Annotated in this window: 20 protein-coding genes and 1 tRNA gene; 13 read left to right on the top strand and 8 right to left on the bottom strand. The window is 63.0% G+C overall.

Translation table 11 applies throughout. The annotated features are described in order from the left end of the window. Positions 1 to 37: 37 nt before the first annotated feature. The 7 genes from ACPPVQ_RS13725 (at position 38) to ACPPVQ_RS13695 (ending at position 6,475) form a co-directional block, all read left to right on the top strand. The gene (locus ACPPVQ_RS13725; RefSeq protein WP_426515660.1) at positions 38 to 865 is read left to right on the top strand and encodes a carbohydrate ABC transporter permease; all 828 of its coding nucleotides are present in this window, start codon (positions 38 to 40) and stop codon (positions 863 to 865) included. Next, complete coding sequence (locus ACPPVQ_RS13720) at positions 858 to 1,703, top strand: carbohydrate ABC transporter permease (protein ID WP_426515659.1); 846 nt, start codon at positions 858 to 860, stop codon at positions 1,701 to 1,703. The genes ACPPVQ_RS13725 and ACPPVQ_RS13720 overlap by 8 nt, the downstream gene beginning before the upstream one ends. A 38-nt stretch (positions 1,704 to 1,741) precedes the next feature. Continuing rightward, the gene (locus ACPPVQ_RS13715; RefSeq protein ID WP_426515658.1) at positions 1,742 to 3,172 is read left to right on the top strand and encodes a GH1 family beta-glucosidase; all 1,431 of its coding nucleotides are present in this window, start codon (positions 1,742 to 1,744) and stop codon (positions 3,170 to 3,172) included. A 49-nt stretch (positions 3,173 to 3,221) separates the two neighbouring features. Continuing rightward, positions 3,222 to 4,199 carry a LacI family DNA-binding transcriptional regulator gene (locus ACPPVQ_RS13710; RefSeq protein ID WP_426521264.1) on the top strand — a complete coding sequence of 326 codons (978 nt, stop codon included), beginning with the start codon at positions 3,222 to 3,224 and terminating at the stop codon, positions 4,197 to 4,199. Positions 4,200 to 4,458: 259 nt separating this feature from the next. After that, positions 4,459 to 4,532, top strand: a tRNA-Pro gene (locus ACPPVQ_RS13705). A gap of 809 nt (positions 4,533 to 5,341) precedes the next feature. Then, positions 5,342 to 5,557 carry a hypothetical protein gene (locus ACPPVQ_RS13700; RefSeq protein ID WP_426515657.1) on the top strand — a complete coding sequence of 72 codons (216 nt, stop codon included), beginning with the start codon at positions 5,342 to 5,344 and terminating at the stop codon, positions 5,555 to 5,557. A gap of 681 nt (positions 5,558 to 6,238) precedes the next feature. After that, the gene (locus tag ACPPVQ_RS13695) at positions 6,239 to 6,475 is read left to right on the top strand and encodes a hypothetical protein (RefSeq protein ID WP_426515656.1); all 237 of its coding nucleotides are present in this window, start codon (positions 6,239 to 6,241) and stop codon (positions 6,473 to 6,475) included. Between the two features lie 330 nt (positions 6,476 to 6,805). Here ACPPVQ_RS13695 and ACPPVQ_RS13690 read toward each other — a convergent pair whose 3' ends face one another. From ACPPVQ_RS13690 to ACPPVQ_RS13680, 3 genes are all read right to left on the bottom strand, one after another. Next, on the bottom strand, positions 6,806 to 7,594 hold the full coding sequence (locus ACPPVQ_RS13690) for a nuclease-related domain-containing protein (RefSeq protein ID WP_426515655.1): 789 nt from the start codon (positions 7,592 to 7,594) through the stop codon (positions 6,806 to 6,808). Between the two features lie 83 nt (positions 7,595 to 7,677). Continuing rightward, positions 7,678 to 8,589 carry a hypothetical protein gene (locus tag ACPPVQ_RS13685; protein ID WP_426515654.1) on the bottom strand — a complete coding sequence of 304 codons (912 nt, stop codon included), beginning with the start codon at positions 8,587 to 8,589 and terminating at the stop codon, positions 7,678 to 7,680. Positions 8,590 to 8,757: 168 nt separating this feature from the next. Then, positions 8,758 to 9,837, bottom strand: coding sequence for a hypothetical protein (locus tag ACPPVQ_RS13680; protein WP_426515653.1), 1,080 nt, complete (start codon positions 9,835 to 9,837; stop codon positions 8,758 to 8,760). 975 nt (positions 9,838 to 10,812) lie between these two features. Between ACPPVQ_RS13680 and ACPPVQ_RS13675 the strand changes: the two genes are divergently transcribed. Further along, on the top strand, positions 10,813 to 11,463 hold the full coding sequence (locus ACPPVQ_RS13675; protein WP_426515652.1) for a DUF6226 family protein: 651 nt from the start codon (positions 10,813 to 10,815) through the stop codon (positions 11,461 to 11,463). Between the two features lie 90 nt (positions 11,464 to 11,553). Here the strand turns inward: ACPPVQ_RS13675 and ACPPVQ_RS13670 are convergent, their stop codons facing one another. Then, positions 11,554 to 12,012, bottom strand: a complete 459-nt coding sequence (locus tag ACPPVQ_RS13670) for a hypothetical protein (RefSeq protein ID WP_426515651.1) — start codon at positions 12,010 to 12,012, stop codon at positions 11,554 to 11,556. Positions 12,013 to 12,474: 462 nt separating this feature from the next. On the opposite strand from ACPPVQ_RS13670, the gene ACPPVQ_RS13665 reads away from it, so the two are divergent. The 3 genes from ACPPVQ_RS13665 (at position 12,475) to ACPPVQ_RS13655 (ending at position 14,587) form a co-directional block, all read left to right on the top strand. Continuing rightward, positions 12,475 to 12,618, top strand: a complete 144-nt coding sequence (locus tag ACPPVQ_RS13665; RefSeq protein WP_426515650.1) for a hypothetical protein — start codon at positions 12,475 to 12,477, stop codon at positions 12,616 to 12,618. Between the two features lie 463 nt (positions 12,619 to 13,081). After that, positions 13,082 to 13,804 (top strand): hypothetical protein, encoded by a 723-nt coding sequence (locus ACPPVQ_RS13660; RefSeq protein ID WP_426515649.1) that lies wholly within the window; start codon positions 13,082 to 13,084, stop codon positions 13,802 to 13,804. A gap of 195 nt (positions 13,805 to 13,999) precedes the next feature. Continuing rightward, positions 14,000 to 14,587, top strand: coding sequence for a hypothetical protein (locus ACPPVQ_RS13655; RefSeq protein ID WP_426515648.1), 588 nt, complete (start codon positions 14,000 to 14,002; stop codon positions 14,585 to 14,587). 65 nt (positions 14,588 to 14,652) lie between these two features. On the opposite strand, the gene ACPPVQ_RS13650 is transcribed toward ACPPVQ_RS13655, so the two are convergent. Both ACPPVQ_RS13650 and ACPPVQ_RS13645 read right to left on the bottom strand, forming a co-directional pair. After that, a complete protein-coding gene (locus tag ACPPVQ_RS13650; protein WP_426521262.1) occupies positions 14,653 to 15,213 on the bottom strand; it encodes an HK97 family phage prohead protease in 561 nt (186 codons plus the stop codon). Between the two features lie 2 nt (positions 15,214 to 15,215). Beyond that, positions 15,216 to 15,527 (bottom strand): hypothetical protein, encoded by a 312-nt coding sequence (locus tag ACPPVQ_RS13645; RefSeq protein WP_426515647.1) that lies wholly within the window; start codon positions 15,525 to 15,527, stop codon positions 15,216 to 15,218. Positions 15,528 to 15,805: 278 nt separating this feature from the next. Between ACPPVQ_RS13645 and ACPPVQ_RS13640 the strand changes: the two genes are divergently transcribed. Both ACPPVQ_RS13640 and ACPPVQ_RS13635 read left to right on the top strand, forming a co-directional pair. Continuing rightward, positions 15,806 to 16,072: a hypothetical protein gene (locus ACPPVQ_RS13640; protein WP_426515646.1), complete on the top strand. Its 267-nt coding sequence runs from the start codon at positions 15,806 to 15,808 to the stop codon at positions 16,070 to 16,072. Continuing rightward, complete coding sequence (locus ACPPVQ_RS13635; protein ID WP_426515645.1) at positions 16,056 to 16,658, top strand: hydrolase; 603 nt, start codon at positions 16,056 to 16,058, stop codon at positions 16,656 to 16,658. The genes ACPPVQ_RS13640 and ACPPVQ_RS13635 overlap by 17 nt, the downstream gene beginning before the upstream one ends. Before the next feature lie 166 nt (positions 16,659 to 16,824). Here ACPPVQ_RS13635 and ACPPVQ_RS13630 read toward each other — a convergent pair whose 3' ends face one another. Both ACPPVQ_RS13630 and ACPPVQ_RS13625 read right to left on the bottom strand, forming a co-directional pair. Continuing rightward, positions 16,825 to 19,185, bottom strand: coding sequence for a beta-glucosidase (locus ACPPVQ_RS13630; protein ID WP_426515644.1), 2,361 nt, complete (start codon positions 19,183 to 19,185; stop codon positions 16,825 to 16,827). 28 nt (positions 19,186 to 19,213) lie between these two features. Further along, complete coding sequence (locus ACPPVQ_RS13625) at positions 19,214 to 20,020, bottom strand: 6-phosphogluconolactonase (RefSeq protein WP_426515643.1); 807 nt, start codon at positions 20,018 to 20,020, stop codon at positions 19,214 to 19,216. Positions 20,021 to 20,028: the final 8 nt, after the last annotated feature.

Below are 20,028 nucleotides of genomic sequence, written 5' to 3'. Positions count from 1 at the left end.
AGCGGTCGTGTTTGAAATCCTCATCCACTTCATTCCCATGATCACGGGAATCTGGATGAGCTTCCTCCAGCTCACCGGCGCCTTCATCGCCAACTGGACGCAGGCGCCCTTCATCGGATTCGGCAACTACAAGATCGCGCTGAGCGTGACGAACGCCCAAGGTGCGGCGCTGCTCTCGTCTTTCGCAATCACGTGCGCTTTCACCCTTCTCGTCGTCGGAATCTCCTGGAGCCTCGGAATGGCTGCCGCGGTCGCTTTGCAGCGCACCTTCCGTGGGCGCGCGATCTTTCGAACGATCTTCCTCGTTCCTTACGCGATCCCGATGTACGCGGGCATCATCGCGTGGAAGTTCATGTTCCAGCAGCAGAACGGCGTGATCAACCAGATCCTGGTGACGCTGCACCTGGCCAACCCGGACAGCCTGCCATTCTGGCTGATCGGACCGAATGCCTTCATCTCGGTCGTCGTCGTCGGCATCTGGCGCACCTGGCCCTTCGCATTCCTCATGCTCATGGCCGGCCTGCAGACCATCAACCAAGACCTCTATGAGGCATCCGCGCTCGACGGCGCGAAGCCGTTCCGCCAGTGGCGTTCGATCACGCTTCCCGAGCTCGGGGGCGTCAACCGCGTGCTCGTCCTGGTGCTCTTCCTGTGGACATTCAACGACTTCAACGATCCCGCCATCCTGTTCGGGGAGGGGCAACCCCCGGCGGCCGACCTCGTTTCGTTCCACATCTACAACAACTCGTTCATCAACCTGAACTTCGGGTTCGGCGCTGCGATGTCAACACTGCTCCTGGTGTTCCTCATGATCGTCTCCGCCGCCTACCTGCTCTTTGTAAACCGGAGGTCCGCTCGTGCATGAAACTATTGGGTTCAAAGTCTTTCGGGTCGTCATCCTCGTCGCACTATCGATCTTCGTCATCGTGCCGATCTACGTGATGATCATCTCGTCCGTGAAACCGCTCGGCGATGTCGAAGGCGCGTTCACGTGGTGGCCGACCACATTCACGATCCAGCCGTTCATCGACATCTGGAGCACGGTGCCGCTTGCAACCTATTTCGGCAACAGTCTGATCGTGTCAACCATTGCGAGCCTCTGCAGCGTGATCATCGCGATCTTCGCCTCATACGGTGTTTCGCGCTGGAGGTTTCGCGGGCGTACCACCTTCACCACTTCGATCCTCGCGACCCAGATGTTCCCTGGCATCCTGTTCCTGCTGCCGCTCTACATCATCTTCGTCAATATCCACGTGAACACCGGTATCCCTCTGGTGGGGTCGTTGCTCGGCTTGATCATCACCTACCTGACGTTCACACTTCCCTTCGCGGTCTGGATGTTGACGGGCTACTTCGACAACATTCCGCACGACCTCGACGAGGCGGCGAAGATGGATGGTGCATCTGCGCTGACGACGCTGTTCCGTGTCATCCTTCCTGTCGCACGTCCCGGCATCGTCGCAGTGTTCGTCTACTCCTTCATCACGGCATGGGGTGAACTGCTCTTTGCACAGGCGCTGACCGGACAATTCCAGAGCCTTCGAACCCTGTCCGTTGGCCTCACGCAGTACTCCTCGGAGACCGCCGTCTTCTGGAACCAGATCATGGCTGCCTCGCTGGTCGTGAGCATCCCGATCGTCATCGGCTTCCTCGCTCTTCAGCGCAACTTCGTTGCGGGCCTGAGCGCCGGCGCCGTCAAGTAACCTCAGACACCCGACACACACGAACGGACGACTATCTCGTGAGCGCCACCGACCACATCAACTGGCCAGAGGGCTTCCTCTGGGGATCGGCAACCGCCGCTGCCCAGATCGAGGGCGCCGCCCACGAGGATGGCAAGACCGACTCGATTTGGGACCATTTCTCCCGAATTCCGGGCGCCGTCCAAAACGGCGACACCCCGGAGCGCGCTGACGACCACTACCACCGCATGCCTGCGGATGTTGCGCTGATGAAGGAGCTCGGGCTGCAGGCCTATCGCTTCTCGACAAGTTGGGCACGCATCAAGCCGGATGACGGCCCGGTCAACCAGAAGGGAGTCGACTTCTACAGTCGTCTCGTCGATGAGCTTCTGGGAGTCGGCATTCTGCCCTGGCTGACGCTGTACCACTGGGATCTGCCGCAAGCCGTTGAGCAGAAGGGTGGCTGGCCGAACCGCGACACCGCCTACCGCTACCTCGATTATGCGAATGTCGTCTACGGCGCTCTCGGCGACCGTGTTTCGCATTGGACGACCTTCAACGAGCCGCTGTGTTCGTCGCTCATCGGTTACGCGGCGGGAGACCACGCGCCGGGTCGTCAGGAGCCGGCGGCCGCGCTCGCTGCGCTGCACCACCAGCACCTCGCTCATGGGCTCGCTGTCCGGTCGCTGCGCCAGCAGGCAGAGGGCGCCGGTCGGGAGATCAAGCTCGGCATCACACTGAACCTGACCAACGCGATCCCAGCGGACCCGAACGACCCGGTCGATGTCGATGCCGCACGTCGCGTCGACGGCATCTGGAATCGTGCCTTCCTGAACCCGATCCTCGAGGGTTCGTATCCAGAAGACCTTCTCGAAGACGTGAAGGACTACGGCCTCGCAGAAGTGATCCAGGATGGCGACCTCGAGATCATCAGTGCACCGGTCGACTTCCTGGGTGTGAACCACTATCACGACGACGCGGTGAGCGGGCACCCGAGCAATGTTGAGGGTGAACGCGAGTTCAAGCCGACCGATCGCCCCACCAGTTCGTCGCTCGTGGGCAGCGAGCATGTCACGTTCCCGCTTCGCGGGCTGCCCCGCACAGCCATGGGCTGGGAAGTCAACCCCGATGGGCTGCGCACGCTCCTCGTGCGACTCGGCAAGGAGTACCCAACGCTTCCGCCGCTTTACATCACCGAAAATGGCGCAGCGTACGACGATGCCGTCAGTGCGGAGGGCGCCGTGCACGACGCCGAACGAACGTCGTACGTGCTGAGCCACATCGAGGCCGTCAACCAGGCGCTCGCGGATGGCGCTGACGTCCGCGGCTACTTCGTGTGGTCGCTGCTCGACAACTTCGAATGGGCATGGGGTTACGGCAAGCGTTTCGGAATCGTGCGAGTCGACTACGACACCCAGCTTCGCACCATCAAGGACAGCGGCCTCGCGTTCGCACAGGTGATCGCCGCCTCCCTGGCGCCCGTTCTCTAGCCGATCGCGAGTTGCCGTGTCGACCTCAACGCCCGCACCGACCCTCGAAATGGTGGCTGCTCTCGCCGGGGTCTCACGGTCGACCGTGTCGAGGGTGGTCAACGCATCCCCGCGTGTCGCACCTGGCGTCGTCGAGGCGGTGAACGCCGCGATCGTCGAGCTGAACTACGTCCCGAACCGTGCTGCACGCACGCTCGCAAGCAAGCGTACGCTGACGATCGCGCTTGTGATCCCAGAGAACACGGCGCGCTTTTTTGCCGACCCGTACTTCGCTTCCGTAATCCAGGGTGTCGCGATGTACTTGAGCGCCACGGACTACACGCTGACGCTCCTGATCGCCTCCGAAACCGACCCGGAGAAGACCCGTCGGTACTTGCAGGGCGGCAACGTCGACGGGGCACTCATCCTCTCCCATCACAGCGACGACCGGTCGTACGTTCAGCTGGCGACATCTTTGCCCGTCGTCTTCGGTGGACGACCGGCCGGGCACGCCGACCCGAACACCTACATCGTCGACGTCGACAATGTCGCGGCGGCGCAGACAGCAACGCGTTACCTGATCGACCATGGCAGGCGAGCGCTCGCGACCATCGCAGGCCCACAGAACATGTCGGCGGGCATCGACCGGCTTGACGGCTGGCGGCGTGCAGCGGACGCTGCGGGTCTCGATGTGAGCCGCGTCGAATACACGGACTTCTCGGTCAGCGGCGGTGCTGACGCGATGCGTCGGCTGCTTGCGAGCGGAGCCACCTTCGACGGTGTCTTCGCGGCATCCTCCCAAATCGCATCGGGCGCCTTGGACGTCCTGCGAGAGCGTGGCATCTCGGTCCCCGGCGATGTTGCTTTCACCTCCATCGACAACGATCACTACGCACAGAACTCGATCCCCAGCCTCACCACCATCGAGCAGCCGACCCTCGAGCAAGGCGGAAAGATGGCAGAGACCCTGGTGCGCCTCATCGCCGGTGAAGAGGTCGATCCACTGACGATCATGCCGACCAAGCTCATCGAGCGCAGTTCCGTCTAGCGGGTGGGCGCACCTGTCGTCCAATTGGCCGTCCGCGTACGCGCCTACGGTCCGCGCTCGGAGAGGTGTTACGCGGATCGTTCCACGGATGCGCGCTGCGGCCTCCCGGTACGTGCGCACCCCGTTCGAGCAACCGCACACGTACCCCACTGCAGCACTGGATGGGCGCTCTCTCGTGTCCTTCGCCGCCCACACAACGGGGTACTATGGACAAGTTGTCTTCGACGCCCGGCTGCAAACGTCGGGTGTCGGATGACTTCGGGCTGTGGCGCAGCTTGGTAGCGCACTTGACTGGGGGTCAAGGGGTCGCAGGTTCAAATCCTGTCAGCCCGACGTTCTGAAAAAGAGGAGGGTCGCCTAACGGCGGCCCTCCTCTTTTTCATCACTCGCTGCTGACTATTGGGTCCCATCGCGCCGGTTCCGACGAGCCGCTTAGCGGCTTGCCGGCCGTGCCGATGGGCGCAGCCCCGTCAAGCACAGAAGGGTGGCCTCCGACCACTGGTCGGAGGCCACCCTTGCAATCGCGGTGAACAGTCGAAGGAACGCCTGGTTGCGGAACCACACGGGCCCATCAGCATTAGGGTGCAGCCGAGTCTCGAGCTGTTCATAGTCGCGAGGGTTGCTCTTTGCATGGGTCAGGAATGACCGGAACGTTCGCAGCAGTTGCTCGTTCTCGAGCGGGTCCGGCTCGCATCCTCGCTCAGTCCGCACCCTCATCACACCCATCCACCCTCCAACTCGCCCTCGCCCCGCTGCCGTGGCGTGACGATCTCCGCCGTCGGTTCGTGATCGTGACGAAGGCGGAGCCGGATGCGATGTGCTCGTCTTGCGACTCAGGGTGTCGCGTGCTCGTTGGGGCGCCGCCTCGAGGGCGGGGGCGTCATGACTCGGGTCAGGCTGTCCCACCGTCTGCACCCGGGGTCGCGGTTGCCTGAGCAGAGGCGACGGGGCGTTCTCGAATCGAGTGCGACGCGGAATCGCCAAGCTCACGGCGATCGTTGTCGCCCGCGGGTTCTCAGGAGCCGCGTGACGAAGTCCGGATCCGAGACGCTTCAGGCAGAACCACCTCGTAGGGCCTGTCGGCCATTCCTCGTTCTCCTGGCGTTAATGTGCGCGTTCCGTAGGTAGCGGATAGTCAGCCCGTGGCCGCCGGTACCGAGTACATCATCGTCAACATTCACGGCATCCCCGGCCGGAGCTATGCAGACGTGCTCACTGTGGAGATCAACAGGGTCGCGCAACACGGATGGAAACTCGTCGGCACGCCTTTTCTTCTGCCAGAGACCTCCCCAGGAAAATTGCCGGCAACATTTCTCGCCACGTTTGAACGCATGACGCAGTGGGAGAGCCCAGCGTGACACCGAACAACCTCTATCCGGAGAGGCCATGGGAGGGGAAACCATCGGCTTCCCCAGGCCTGCCGCCAGCACCGAGGCGCCTGCAACCGCCTCCTGTCAAGACAAGAAATAGCGTAAAGCCGTGGCTTTGGCTCGGATCACTCGCGGTCATCATCGGTATCGTCGTCGTGAACGCGAACAGTGGAAAGCCTCGCCCCGATTTCGGGCCGAAGACGATTGCGGCGGCCGAGACGATCTCAGTGAGTTGTGACACTGCCGCCGCTAAGGCCGCCGCGACGATCACGGCGCTTTACGCCGATGGTGGCCCGGAGGACAAGCTTTCACGGTATGGCGGAGGACCACTCACCGCGGCCGACCAAGCAACCTATGATGCCGTTCAGGCAGAAATCGAGAACGCGGACAACCAGGCTGTCCTCCCCACCCTTGACGCTTGCAAGACTGCGGCCGAGTGGTTGGGGGCAGCACAAAGACATCTGGGCCTACCCATGGTGACCACATCTGATGCGGTAAATGACGCGTCAATCGCGACATTATGTGCAATCCATGGTGCTTCAGAGAAGCCAGCGTGCGCCGACGCCGCCGCGCATGGAGTAAGACCGTAGCCTTCGGTCGATGCATATGAGAGGACCCCCGACGTCCGCGAGACCTGACGACCTATCCGGCCTGCACCCGGCCCTGCATTTGCTTCTGGACGAGCTTGGATGCGATGACCGCTACATCGACAGCGACGTGAACTGGGTGCTGTTTCTCTCTACTGACGCCGTTATCGACGCGACCATCAAGGAAGGCGAATCCCGCGTCCGCATCCGCGCGTATCTGCTCAACGGTGATGGGGACGACCCAACAGACGACGAAGTGCTCGCCTGGGTCGAGGAGCAGCCCCAAACCGGCTTCGGGCATCGTTCAGGCGTTCATTGAGTCGCATAGCGCGGCGACCGTCTTCGGCGGCGAGGTTTTTCAGGAGAACTCGGCCCGGGCAGTTGCGGAGAGATTTGGTGTTCCGCGTCGCCACGGGCCGGCAGCGCGGCGCGTGATACGTCGAGGCTGAGTAGCAGAAGTGCTGTCGCCTGCTCAACGACATTTCTCGCGAGAATCTGTTGAACGGGGTCGGCTCTTACCGGCATGCGGGCGCCACGTTGCGCCGTTCACATCGCCAACGCCCGTGTAGCGCCCGAGCCGTAAGGGGCGCGATGCGAGTCGGGTGGGCCGTGCCTAGGCCATCGTCCGTTGGGCACGTACTCGAGACAATCAGTGAACTGCGGCGCCAGCAATCCCGCTGGCGATCACCCAAAAGCCGAGACCGCATGCGATCGCAAACGCGGCCGCCCAGAGGTTTCGTCGCATATGCGCCTGATCCACCTCTGACTCAAGTTCAGCGAACCGTTCCATGGTCGTCGCATCGCGCTCGACTTCGGTCCAGGTCTCTGGGCGATCGACGTAAGTGGCAACGCGTGCGATCCCGGCTTCGGATAGCACTGGCCGCTGCTTCTTCAACCAGCGGATGAGGGTTCGGGATTCTAGGACAGTCACGTTTTCAGGCCGGGCTTTCCACGTCACCTGTGCTGGGGCGAGCAAGACAATGATTGGCCAGACGGCACGTTCGTCAAGTTCTGCTGACGCAAGGATTTTCCCAACTCGAGCTGCTTCGAACTCCGAGTTACGGATGTACGGAACTTTCCGGCCGTTGACCAAAATCGTTCTGCTCCCGACCCAGACCTTCGCGCGTCGATGATGCTTGGTGTTGATGACGAAGACGCCACCCGGCCCGATGACTAGATGATCGACATCCGACCCACGCTCACCGACAGGTAGCGAGTGGAAAGTCACCCAAGGGTCGGGTAACTCTGCGAGTGCGCGCCCAACCGTAATCTCGCCGAGCGCTCCGATAAACCACGGACGGCTCTCGCTCCGCAACGCGGAGAGTCCGAAGAGCCTGTCGAAACCGGTTCGCGACGGCTCGCCTCCTCGGACCCGTAGTAGCTCTTCGATTGCGGACAGCCCGGCGGGGCGGTCGCGCATGAAAATCTGGTTCGTCATCGTTTTGAGCGTGGCAGAGCATCGGCCGGATCCGGCATCCCCAGTTCGCGGCAGATTGCTGCTTATAGTTGGCGGCTCCGCCTTTAAGGCAGTCGATCGCCAGCAGGAGGCACACGACTGGCCGCGAGCGCCGCGATCCGGGCGAGTGAGTCTGTGCGTGCCGTATCCCACAGGTTTGCTTCGTCCGCCCGGACGTTGAATATGTCGATAATCAGCCTCTGAACGTATGCGCAGCAGGTGGCCAGGTACAGCGCGTATTCGATGGCAATACTGCGAGGGATTCCGAACGAAACCGAGTCGCTTGTCGGGGATGACTTGTCCGCGTCGTGGACGTCGAGGAAGGCGTTCACTGCGAAACTCTCTCCGTGGGCGATCGAGCTGATCTGGCTGTACTGGAGCCTGCCGTTGTTCTCAAGAACCTCCTCTAACAATTCGCTGGCGAATCCGGTCGGCGTCGGCGCCTGCCTTTCGTCCAGCCCAAGGGAAAGGAGATCGGATCTCACATCGGCTTCGAGTTCACGAGCGCTGATGGGTTTACCGCCCCAGCGTCGCAGACTCTTCTCCGCTTGGAGTTTGATGATGTAGCGCAGGTCACTTATCGTCAGGGCCGCATGCCGCTCGACAAGTTCGGCCGCGCTCACCGGTTCGACCATCCACTTCGCGCGGCCGAACGCTTCGATGCCGCCGCGGGCGATTGTTGCCAGTGACACGCTCAACACCTCAGGCGAATCGATGGCCGCGACGTATGCGCGCATGTGGTCGAATGCTGCCAGTTCGGCGAAGAAGACATCTTCGTGGGCGTGGCGTATTGGTGCGCTGCCCCGCCACGTCCGTACTGAGTTGAATCGATCTTCGAGCAACGTCGCAGCAACTGATGGTGTCTCGGGCTGATGCCCAATTGCGGCGTTCGCGAGCCGTTTCGACGCCGTCGCGAGCCCGATGATGGCGCTACTGACCTCGATACGATCGGCGCTACTGAGCGGTTCAAGCTCCATAGTCGAAGGCTAACGGCTGCCAACGTCACGGGGCGTTGCATCTCCAAATGCTCCGTCGCCCATGCGCCCGGTCCACCTCAGACTCGAGTTCAGCGAATCGCTTCATAGTCGTCCCATCCTGTTGGACTTTGATCCAGGTCTCAGGGCGATCGACAGGAGCCGCATTTCCTAAGGCCGATGTCGAGCTGAGTTTGATAGGTACCAATAGACGCCACCCCCGGCAGCTACCGACTCGAAGACATTCTCAGGAATCGGCTGCCCGCTAGCGGACGAGGTCACGAATTTCAGTAGACCGACCGTGAACCCCAGGAGAATGCCGGCGGTCGAAACTCGATGCGCGCGAATCTGATCCCACCAGCCGAGGGCCTCACCGAAGTCGAGGAGAAGCTCATCGTCGAGATCCTCGTACTGCTTGATTTCTTCCAGCGGTTCCAGCAAAGCCTTTTCGAGCGCGGGTGTGGTTTCGAGGATCGAAGCGACCTCAATGGCTCCGGACCGCACTCCGTGGAAATCGAACCCGAATGCGCCCTCGGTCTGCGTAGCACGCAGAGTTCGCTCAACGCTTGCGCGGAGGCTTTCGTTAGCTTCAATGACAGTTTGGAGCCGCCCAAATCCTCCGAGGGCAGACCCGGTGGGAGAGACGAATCCGAGTTGCACTGAGCGGATTCTGCTATCGACGGTTGCCGCCGCCGTTTTCAGAATTTCACTGCCCGCAGCGCCCGTGAGGCTGGCGTTGAGTTTTTTCAGATCCGACAGGACGCCTGCCGAAGCTAGCGTAGACAGAGCGATAGTGCTTGGCGCGTAGGAGGCCGCAATCGATCCTGTAAATGAACTCAGGTCGAATCGGGGAATCGAGTTCATTGCGATGCTCCCCGGTTTGAATACCTCGAATGACGCCAGCGCAGCCGCACTGGCGGTGGTGCCAAGAATCGTTGAGCCAAAGTTGCTAAGGTCAACGTCGGATACGAGGCGGCGAGCATTTTCGCCAATACTCCCAATTGCACCAGCTGCAAGCCCGGCGCCCATTGAGCGAGACAGGTCTGGATACCCAGTCATGCGCGACGCGTTAGCCAGAACGCTCGACCCTATGGTCGAGGCGGCGGCGAGCGCGGTTGCACTGTGAAGCGCGCTCACGGAAGCGGCGAGCGAGGCGGCTGTGTTCTCGATCGCCTTCGCGTTGGGCAGGGCAAAACTGCGTTTGGGACCAGTGTGAATCAACTCTGTGTTTAGGTTTTGCTCAGCAGTCACATGCCAACTATGACAGCCGCCACCGCCATCCCAGGTGAGTCCCTGCAGCGAAGAGGGTGCGGCTTGCTCAAGCCGAGGCGGTAGGTGATGGCATCACGCGTCACGTCCCTGACCGAGCCTGAATCTCGGTATCGTCTCGTCGTGCCTCCAGGTTTCATGAGGCTCCGTAGTCGAGGTATCCGTACCCCTGCCGTATCTTCCCGCGCATCTTTCTCGTACCAGGGCGGCGTCACCGTCTCGTCGTCGTCTCACATCCGCCCATCTCGCCTCGTCCCGCCACCGGCACGGTGACGTCTCGGTCGGTGACGTCACGGTCACCGTCTCGTTGTTCGCCGTGAGACGTTAAGCGGAGGCGAGCGCCAGCGAGCCGGGGAGCGACCCACTGTGACACCGCGGACCCGTGGAGGTGACAGGCGATGTATCGTCAGTGTCGCGGTCGTTACGGGGCAAAGGAATCGCGCCGCCACGAGACTAGGTGCCTTGCCTGACGTCTCGCAGACGCCCCCGAATCGTCACCGCACCGCCGCGCCGCGCGACAATACGGTCTGAGACGCGCACCGGCTGCGGATCGGTTACGCAACGCGACGGCGAGGGCGAGCGCAGCGAGCCAGGAGACGTGTCGCGGCGACCTAACGCAACGATGAGCCAATGCAACCGTGAGAGGTTGTCCGGCTCAGTCCCACGCGGTGAGAGTGGCGATGATGGCGGAGCGTGATGATCAGATCGCGCACCGTCGCAAGAAGCGGGGCCGGCCGACGACTTCGGCGACCAGCACCGGGAACGCTACAAGGGTCGCAACGTCGTCGAGCGCTGCTTCAACCGGCTCAAGCAGTGGTGTGGGATCGCGATGCGCTCCGACAAGCTCCTCCGCAACTACCGAGCCGCCGTCGGCCTCGCCGCCACGCTGATGGACCTCGCTCGGCAGGCGTGAACGCTGGCTCGACCGGTATCGCGCCGGTGCGGCAAGATGACGAGGTGAGCTCCTACGTCCGTCCCCCTATCGACGCACCGGTGTTCCGCGACGCTGACGGCCAGGTGATCGACTACGGAAATCGGTGGCGCGGGTCGCCTCCGGAGGACACCTACTCAGTTGACACGCATCCTGAGCGATTCGCGCCAGTACACATCGTCGCCGAAGCCCTCATCGCGCACCTACGCGAGAACTACAACGTCGAGATCGATGAGGGCGTCGAGACGGCGGCGGATTTGCTGCGTCCCGCATTTCACGACGTGGTGCGGGCCGTGCGGATACGACCGAATGGCGCAGGGTGCGCGTCCTTTACGTTGGTCTTCACCGCGTACCCGGGGATCTACATGCACGCGGGATTGCTGCACGACTTTCACTATCCGGTCTGCGGTTGCGACGCCTGTGACTCGAACTGGCAGGCAGAAGCCGACGAACTCGAGCACCAAGTGTTCGCGATAGTCAGTGGCAACTATCGAGAGACCATCGAACGCGGACTTCGTCCATGGGTCGAGTACGCGTACACCTATCAGGACGGCGCGAGCTCAGGGCGGTCTCGCTCCCAAGACCTTGCCGTAGAACGTCTCAAGGCTGCGAAACCCATACTCCGCGACCTCCCCGAAGGATGGGCGCCCTGGCCCCGCTGGGCCTCAGCCTCTTGATCAACACGCTCTAGCGGCCGTATATTGTCGCAGTGCAGTCGAATCGTATTTGTTCACGTCGACGCTATGCCCAGCGCGAGGTCACGGCAGTTAGCCGACCCGCCGGTATGTCGTGTATCCGTTGCGCTTCACCATCTCAGGATGTTCGCGGGGTAGGCCGCACTCAAGCCCTTTCTTGAGCCGGTCGAGCTGCTGCTGCTCCCATCCGTACAAGGTTGAAGTGCAATCGGCCAGAAACCTGAGTTCGCGACAGTCGGACACCTTTCTGCCGCAAACGCATGTCTTACCATTTGGGCTTTCGTGATGCAATCCGTCGAGGTTCCAGAGGACGGCCATTGCGGCGCTCCGGGCCCTGAACGCTGAGCGCGTCGCTTGCTGTGCATCTTCCACAAGCTGCGACCTCAGCCAGCTCTGGAGGTCGCCGATCGGGGCGTTTGCATAGTCTCGACTCACGACGTCAGACAGGTCGGCTAATTGGGCCGTCAGCTCTTTGATGCGTCGGGCGTTCTCGCGGTCGCGTTCGATCTCCTCGAGGCGTCGTCGTTGCATTTCGCTCCGCACATCCTGGAAGTGCTCGGTAACCCATTTCGAATGGATGTTTGCAACTTGATGCCAGTCTCGTGTGCTGTGTCTCTTGCATTCGTCGCAAACCTGTTGGGCGCTCGCGCTATCTCGGTAAATGTCACGAGGTAGGCCGCAACATGCGCAGAGCATGGCCTTTCCAGGTTCCTTCGGTCTCACGCTCATCGTCAGCTATCCTTTCGGCGTTCTGTACATTCGGTCGATTCCGTCGGCCGAGATTCGCTTTCCGCGCGTTAACACAATCCACCCGGCAAACGCGGTATTGATTGTTCGACACGCCGCGAAGGGAGAAGTATGTTCTAATTGTCAGCTTTGGTTCTTGGGCAACTAGCGAACATGATCGAACATCCGATTCGGTCGTGAGTCGGCGGCGGGAGGATCGCCAGGGCGGTCCTCCGACCTTGCACGTCGAGGTGGCACCATGAGGGCATGGGCGACGAAGACAAGTTCGACAAGGAACTCTTTCAGGCGATCCGAGACGCGCACGCGATCGAGAAAGAGATGGATGCCGAACTCGAGCGGCTTCTTCACCCAGAGGACAGCGACGAGGGGCTGCCAGAATCAGGCGACTGACGACGGTAGTGACGCTTAGTCTGAGCGCATGACTGGTGCTTCATATCCACGGATCGTGACTTCGGGCGCCATCGGTTGCCCCGTTCGCCGCTCGAAATAGTGGGCAACATCGGGGCACTATGGATCGGGAAGTTTAGGGAAATGCCCGGAAACGTCCGGAAATCTCATTCGCTTGCGAACCGCCCCAAACACCGGCGAGCACCCACTCATCCCCAGTAAACACATGGCTATTCACCCCACGCGCGGGTCTCGACTGGGGGTCAAGGGGTCGCAGGTTCAAATCCTGTCAGCCCGACCAAATAAATAGCAGATCAGGGGCTATTTCCGAGACATCGGAGGTGGCCCCTGAATCGTTTCCGGAGCACTTGACCCCTACGGTTGACCCCTACGCGCGTTGCAGCATGCGAGTGCACTTGGGCGGACCTCCACGGCGGACGAGCCCGGCAACCCTAGAATTCGGCTCATGGTAGTCATCGCGGACCTTCGTCCGGGCCCAAAGGCTCGAGTTCCAGAGATACGCAATGCCTACCGCTACCTTCGTGGTGCACACGAAAGTGTGTCAGGCATTTTCGACGTGGTGCAGTCGATGTCGCAGGCCAGACGAGAAGCGAACGCCAACGCGCAAGGGCGCATGGCAAAGGAAGAGGTCGACCTTCTCCGGGCTGCAATCGTATTCACCTCGAGCGGCCTAGACGCATCGATGAAGCGCCTCATCAATGACGCTGGGCGCTATCTCATCCCGCGAGAGACAGGTGCACGTGGGCAGTACGTTGCCTTCCTCAACCAGGAGATGAAATCGTCGCAGCCGGACGCATCCATGCGGGACGCCGTTCTGAGCGCCGACCCTGCTGGGGGTCTTATGGATTACTACCTCGGTGCCCGTGCGAAGGCGAGTTTTCAGGGCAGCGGTGACCTCGAGAAGCGCGTACGCAACTGCCTCGGAATCGCCGCTGAGCGGGTGCCACTCGAACGGTTGAAATCGCTGGACGAGTTCTTCACAGTTCGAAACAGCATCGTTCACAACATGGACTATCAAGACATCGAAATCTCAATTCGAACGCGTCGGATTCATCGATCGAACGATGAAACTGCCCGGCTGTGCAATCTCACCTTCGAGATCGCCGCAGACATACTGCACGCGGCTGCCGAGGTGGTCATTGCCTCACGGACGCCAGTTGCGCACTGATTCTGCTCGATCTGAGACCTTCGACCCGGGGTGGGTATTCCTCGGGGGTACCGGACAGCTACCGGGGGAAGTGGGCCCGAGTCGAGCATGGCGGGATCCCGACACCCCTCCCGCACGAGCCTGCTGCTCCTGCGCCCGGTGGGCTGTGGAACGAACCTCGTGTGCCGATGGCGTTCTCCCTCGTAGTATTCATGGATGGACCGCTACCCCAGCCCCTTGGATTCGACCCGCGATACCGGGTTACGCCGGATCGCGGAGTTGGTCGCCGCAGCCGGCGTCAGCGGTGTTCTCGCCCTAGCTTTTGCTGCGGGCGAGGTACATCCCGTCGGCTGGGTGATCACTGGCGGTCTGATCGTTGTCGGGGGGGTCATGATCGCCTACGACGAGCGTCGGCTCAGACGACTCGACGCCCGTGCGTGGACCACCGACCAGTGGGACCTCCTTCGCGAGAACGAGTATCGGAGACGACAGGGCGTCTTCCTCACCCACACCGCTACTCCCGCTCTCGGCAACAGCGACGACGACCGGAATTGGTGGACCGTCAATGTCCAGTTGGTACAGCACCGAACCGGCCCGCTCAGTGATGACAAGATCAAGGAAGTCGAATATTCCTTTGGCCCGCAGTTCACCGAAGGTCCAGTCAAGGCTCAGAGCCGTCAGGACAGCTTCGGTCACGAAACGAAACTGCACGGACCCCTACTGGTGTTGGCGCGGGTGGTGTTCAGGAACCCATTCAAACGCCCATTGCTCGTGGAGCGGTACATAGACCCACCCCGGCGATGAGGACACTATCCTGCCCTGTTCACTAGACAGGGCCCGCCAGCGCGGCCGCGGTTGGGAGACACGGCCTAGGGGTGCGCGCTGAGGATCGCCAGCCTGAGGATCAGGGTCTGCGTGGCAGCACGGTTGGTCGGTGTGCTCTTGACGGCGACCACGCTCGTGTCGGAGTTCGCACAGATCGGGACGAAGGAGAACTCGTGGAGCCGGACATCTCGCAGTTCGTTGGCCTGCTCCCCGTCGCCGACTGTCACCTTCCCCTGGTCGATCACGTCGTACGCGAAGCTCAACTGGCTCAGCCGCTTGGACTTCACCAACGAGTAGACCTGCAGGGCGGTGGGCGTGGCATCGAAGACGCCCCGCACCCACCAGCCATGGTCGTGTTCCCCCATGTCGGTAGCGCCTGCCACGAACATGCTGGGGTCGTCCATCCTGTGCGCGAAGAGGCCGGGCATCACGTTTCCGCTCGCCTTCCACTGGGCGATGGTATTGGCGAAGGCACCCGCCTTCACCACCTCGCCGTAGCTGTCGGGCGTGCGGGTGAATGTGGACGGGTACGCGACGAACTCGCGTTCCTTCAGTGCAGCCTCCGGCCCTGCCTTCACCTCGGCGGGGCCAACCTTGCGCAGCATGATCACGGACCGATGGTGATCTTGACGACACCGACCGGGCGGAGGGCATCAAGCGCACATCGAAGTTCGGCTCTGAACACCACCTGGTTCACCGAGAGCCCAGGCGGTGCCAGCGGCCACGCCGGGGACCGGGATGATCGGGACTCCCCACGCCTGGGAGCGGCCTGCATCGACGGGCGCACCGTCGACCTCCCAGTCGAACTCACCCATCGCTCGTCGTCGGCGAGAGGCCGGTCACCGTCCGCCTTGGCGGAGTTGATGATGGTCTGGGCTTGGTCGAGCAGCGTCGCGCGCCGCTCCTTGAGGGTTGGCACAGTGGCCTCCGAGGGATGCGAAAACGACGCGCCATAGCTGGCGCTTGGATGTCGCTTCTGCTCGCCTTGGCCCACACCTGGATTCGCGGTCCTGGTCAGGCTCCTCGAAGGGCGTCTGCTTGCCCGGTCTCTCCCGCCTCGACTTCTAGGGCTCCTCGGTCTTGACCCTGCCGGGTTCCTCGACCTTGGCCTCAGAGCGGGTGAAAAGCTCACGTGCTACAAAGCATGCTACAACTTGGCGTGCCCGGATGGAACGGGCTTCGCTCTACGATTACGTGGTGAGCGATCTTGCTTTGAACTTGGCCACCTTGGCGGTGGGTGTTCTCTGTCTCGTGATCGGTGTTGCTTCCCTGCTCCGTCCGGCGAAGGTAGAAAGCTTCTACAACGCTCTCAGAACGAAGCTCTTCGGTGAGAGATATGCGGCCAGAGCCCGCACCAATGTGAGCGAACGCTGGTCAGCCATCCTCGCCCTGATGGTCGGCTCGATCGCCATCATCGCTGGCATCATGGGGGTGGTCAGAATGTTCGGTGGCCAATTCACCTAAGTTCACCGATCCGCTGCTGACGCCGGAGAACTCGGCGCTCGTCGTCATCGACTTCCAGCCCACGCAGGTGGGCGCCGTCCGCTCCATGGATGGCGACCTGATGACGCGGAACGCCGTGTCGCTTGCGCAGATCGCGACAGTCTTCAGGCTGCCTGTCGTTCTGTCCACCGTGAACGTCGCGAACGGGCAGCCGCCGACCGTGCCCGAGCTGAAAGCCGTGCTCGCCGACAGCGCCGAAATCGACCGTACCCAGATCAACGCGTGGGAGGACGTCGAGTTCCGCGCCGCGGTCGAGGCCACCGGGCGGCGGAAGCTCATCATCTCGGCGTTGTGGACCGAGGCGTGCCTCACGTACCCGACACTCGACGCACTGCGCGCGGGCTACGAGGTGTATCCCGTCGTTGACGCCGTGGGCGGCACGTCGGAGGAAGCGCATCGCGCGGCGCTGCGGCGCATGGAGGCGGCCGGCGCCCAGCCAGTGAGCTGGGTCTCGGTCGCCACGGAACTGCAGCGCGACTGGATCCGACTCGACACCGCCGTACCGATCCGACAGCTCGTCGTGATCGACCGTCTGATGAAGGAATGAGAGTGCAACCACAATGACGCGAACGCCGTGAAGCACCTCACTGGTGACATGGCATGGCACGGCGGCAGTGCCGGAACGGTAGCGGAGGAGGACTTCACCGCGTTCCGCAACACCGCCGGGGAGCACAAGGCGCCCTGGATCCCGTGATGTCACCGTGGAATGGTGATCAGCCTGCGTGTCCCTGGACGAATCGGGATGCGGCGATGTCGATGAGTTCGGCGTCGGGCACCAGCGCCGGGATGGACGCATCGTCGGGGAGCTCGATCGCGCTCGCGAGACGGATGTCGTTCGAGGACGCCCCGACCTCGATGCGGAACTCGCCACCCTCTCGGCGCCAGAGACCGTTGCGTCCGTCCCCGCGCTCGGCGGCGGAATCCCAATAAGCGAAGTCGCGGTTCTCGAGCTCGAACACGACCCGAACGGACGCGCCGGAATCGATGCTCACCTTTTCGAAGCCGCGCAGTTCGCGCACCGGTCGCTGCACCTCCGCATCCGGATCGCCGACGTAGAGCTGCACGATCTCGTCGCCGGCGCGCTTGCCGGTGTTGACGATCGTGCACGACACGCGCACCCGGCCGGTCTCCTCATCCAGAATGTCGACATCGAGATCCCGGTAGTCGAATGTCGTATACGACAGGCCGTGCCCGAAGGGATACCGCACAGCACGTTTCAGCGCGTCGTACCAGCGGTAGCCGATGAACACGCCCTCGCCGTAGAGCACCGTTCCGCGTTCGCCGACCCAGTTGGGGAAGCCGGGGGTGTCCTCCACTGCGAACGGGAAGGTCTCGGCGATCTTGCCGGAGGGATTCACCCGCCCGAACAGCACCCTGGCGACGGCCTGGCCCGTTCCCTGGCCGCTCAGCCACGCTTCGACGATGGCGTCGACCCGGTCGTGCCACGGATCCATCGAGACCGGGGTGCCGTTTGAGAGCACGACGGTCAGGGATGCGCCGGTGCGCTCCCGCACGTCGGCCATCCGAGAGATCAATTCAAGCTGGTCAGCGGGCAGATCCAGCGAGTCCCTGTCGTTCGCCTCCTGCTCGTACGAGAGCGGTAGGCCGGCGAACACGACGATCGACTCGGCCAGCTCCGCCACCGCGACCGCGTCTTCGATGAGACGTCGGGCGGTCTCCGACAGCGGCCCGCGCCCCGCGTGCTGCACTGCTTCCGCGAGCTGCAGTTCTTTCGCCAGTGTCGCCGAGCGCCTGGCTACCTTCGGTTTGCTCTCATCGTGGGCGATTCCGTGGGCGGCCAGGATGGCGAGGTTGTCATCTTGGTAGGCGTTCTTCGTCGCGTACACGTAGCCGGGGGCGGAGACGACCCGATCGCCTGCGATAGCGCGGATCTCTTCGAGCGGGACGTCGATGAAGGTCGGGTCGACCCCGGACGATCCGCCGCCCTGGATGCGGGCGTGCTCGGCGAAGGCGCCGATCACCGCGATGGAGCCTCCGCGCTCTGCCAGGGGCAGCACGGCGTCGCCCGATGATGCGGCCACCTCGTTGCGCAGCAGAGTGACGCACGCGGCCGCCGCCTCCCTGGCAAGGGCGTGGTGCTCGTCGGCGCGCAACTCGGACAGTTGCGCCGGCGTGAGCCGGTCGCCCGCAACGTGACCGAGGGCCATCACGGACCCGTCGACCTGATCGGCTCCCGGGTATGTCCGGGCGACCAGTGTCAGCACACGCCGTGCAGCGTCATCGACGATGGACTCGTCGAGCGAGCCTTCCCTCACGGCGGCGACGATCTCCGCATCCGTCTGCCCCTGCGTGCCCGGCATCTCGAGGTCGAGGCCTGCTCGCACCGCGGCGACGCGGTTGTGCACGGCGTTCCAGTCGGAGACGACGGCGCCCTGGTATCCCCAGTCATCGCGCAGCACCTCGGTCAGGAGCCAGCGGTTCTCCGACGCATGCACGCCGAGGATTCGGTTGTACGAGCACATGACCGTCCACGGTTCGGCACGGCGGACGACGCGTTCGAAGGCGGCGAGATATACCTCCCTGAGCGTGCGCTCATCGGCGATCACCGAGATCCGGGTGCGCTCGATCTCCTGGTTGTTCGCCGCGAAGTGCTTCAGCGACGTTCCGACGCCGGTCGACTGCATGCCCTCGACGTACGCGGCGCCGAGCTCGCCCGAATGCATCGGGTCTTCAGAGAAGTATTCGAAGTTGCGGCCGCCCAGCGGCGAGCGCTTCATGTTCACGCCGGGTCCGAGCACGACCTGAACTCCTTCGGCCCGAGCTTCTTCGCCGATCGCTGCGGCCACCCTGCGCACCAGGTTCCTGTCCCAGGATGCGCCCATCGCGGATGCCGTGGGGAACCCGGTCGCCGGCACCCAGACCATGTCGACACCGGTCTCTTTGCGCAGTCCGTGCGGCCCGTCGCCGACTTCGATTGCGGGGACTGCGGCAGGCAGCCCGGGGCGGTCGATGGTCTGGGTGAACCAGTCGTCGACACCGGAGAGCAGCGACGCCTTTTCTTCGAGGGTCAGCGCCTCGAGGACGTCGTCGACGTCGAACGGGGGGACATGCATGGGGTGATTCCTTTCGGAACGAAGTGGATCAGAGGGCGGTCTGCAGCAGTGCGGCGGCGCTGCGGTCTACGAGGAAGCGGGGCGAATCGCACTGCGTGAGCACTGTGGCCGGCCAGTCGGGCTCGTACGTGTCGGCCGCCGCCAGCCTGCGAACGGTCGACTGCTTGTGCTCGCCGGTGACCACCATGATCACCGAGCGGGCGAGGGCGCGGATGGTGCCGATCCCGACTGTCACGCCGTGGCGGGGTGCCTCGTCCAGGCTTCGCAGCGTCGGAAACGTGCCGAGGTTGTCGCGCCGGGTGTCGTCTCCGAGCGCGACGACGCGGGTGATGGTGTTCGCGCCCGAGCCGACGGGGTTGAGGGCAATGTGGCCGTCGGAGGCGCCGGATGCGAGGAGGAAGATGTCGATGCCGCCCGCCTCTTTCAGCCTCCGGTCGTATTCGCCGTCGGCTGCGCGCGGGTCGGGGTACCAGAGGTTCTGGGCTGGGATGCGGTGCTCCGGTCGCGCTCCGGCGTTCAGGCGGTCGCGGATGTCGCGCTCCCCGTATCCGACGCAACTGTGTTTGAGCGCGGGATCGACAGCACGGTACTCGCCGTCGAACTGCTCCACGTACTCGTCCATCAGGGCGATCACCACGTTGCTGAGGTCGAGGTCGCGTTCGCCGACGAGTCTTGCCAGCTGTTCATAGGTGGGTAGCGGACTCCGGCCGGTCGGGCAGCCGAGCACGAACATCCGCCCGGCAGCCGTCGACGCAGCGATCGCGTCGGCGATCTGTTCGGCGGCCGCGAGGCCGACATCGTCGGGGGTCTCGAGGATTTCGGGCGCGATGCGCATAGGGACTC

The organism is Leifsonia sp. McL0618, assembly GCF_049994905.1.
Taxonomy (GTDB): Bacteria; Actinomycetota; Actinomycetes; order Actinomycetales; family Microbacteriaceae; genus Diaminobutyricibacter.
Note: the sequence above shows the minus strand (reverse complement) of the source record. Positions and strands in the feature narration are given on the sequence as shown.

Bases quoted from the DNA above. Each gene is read 5' to 3' on its own strand.
- ACPPVQ_RS13650 (WP_426521262.1), bottom strand. From the start codon at position 15,213: ATGCTGCGCAAGGTTGGCCCCGCCGAGGTGAAGGCAGGGCCGGAGGCT.
- ACPPVQ_RS13710 (WP_426521264.1), top strand. From the start codon at position 3,222: ATGGTGGCTGCTCTCGCCGGGGTCTCACGGTCGACCGTGTCGAGGGTG.
- ACPPVQ_RS13655 (WP_426515648.1), top strand. From the start codon at position 14,000: ATGGACCGCTACCCCAGCCCCTTGGATTCGACCCGCGATACCGGGTTA.
- ACPPVQ_RS13630 (WP_426515644.1), bottom strand. From the start codon at position 19,185: ATGCATGTCCCCCCGTTCGACGTCGACGACGTCCTCGAGGCGCTGACC.
- ACPPVQ_RS13670 (WP_426515651.1), bottom strand. From the start codon at position 12,012: ATGCAACGACGACGCCTCGAGGAGATCGAACGCGACCGCGAGAACGCC.
- ACPPVQ_RS13625 (WP_426515643.1), bottom strand. From the start codon at position 20,020: ATGCGCATCGCGCCCGAAATCCTCGAGACCCCCGACGATGTCGGCCTC.
- ACPPVQ_RS13665 (WP_426515650.1), top strand. From the start codon at position 12,475: ATGGGCGACGAAGACAAGTTCGACAAGGAACTCTTTCAGGCGATCCGA.
- ACPPVQ_RS13660 (WP_426515649.1), top strand. From the start codon at position 13,082: ATGGTAGTCATCGCGGACCTTCGTCCGGGCCCAAAGGCTCGAGTTCCA.
- ACPPVQ_RS13725 (WP_426515660.1), top strand. From the start codon at position 38: ATGATCACGGGAATCTGGATGAGCTTCCTCCAGCTCACCGGCGCCTTC.
- ACPPVQ_RS13690 (WP_426515655.1), bottom strand. From the start codon at position 7,594: ATGACGAACCAGATTTTCATGCGCGACCGCCCCGCCGGGCTGTCCGCA.
- ACPPVQ_RS13685 (WP_426515654.1), bottom strand. From the start codon at position 8,589: ATGGAGCTTGAACCGCTCAGTAGCGCCGATCGTATCGAGGTCAGTAGC.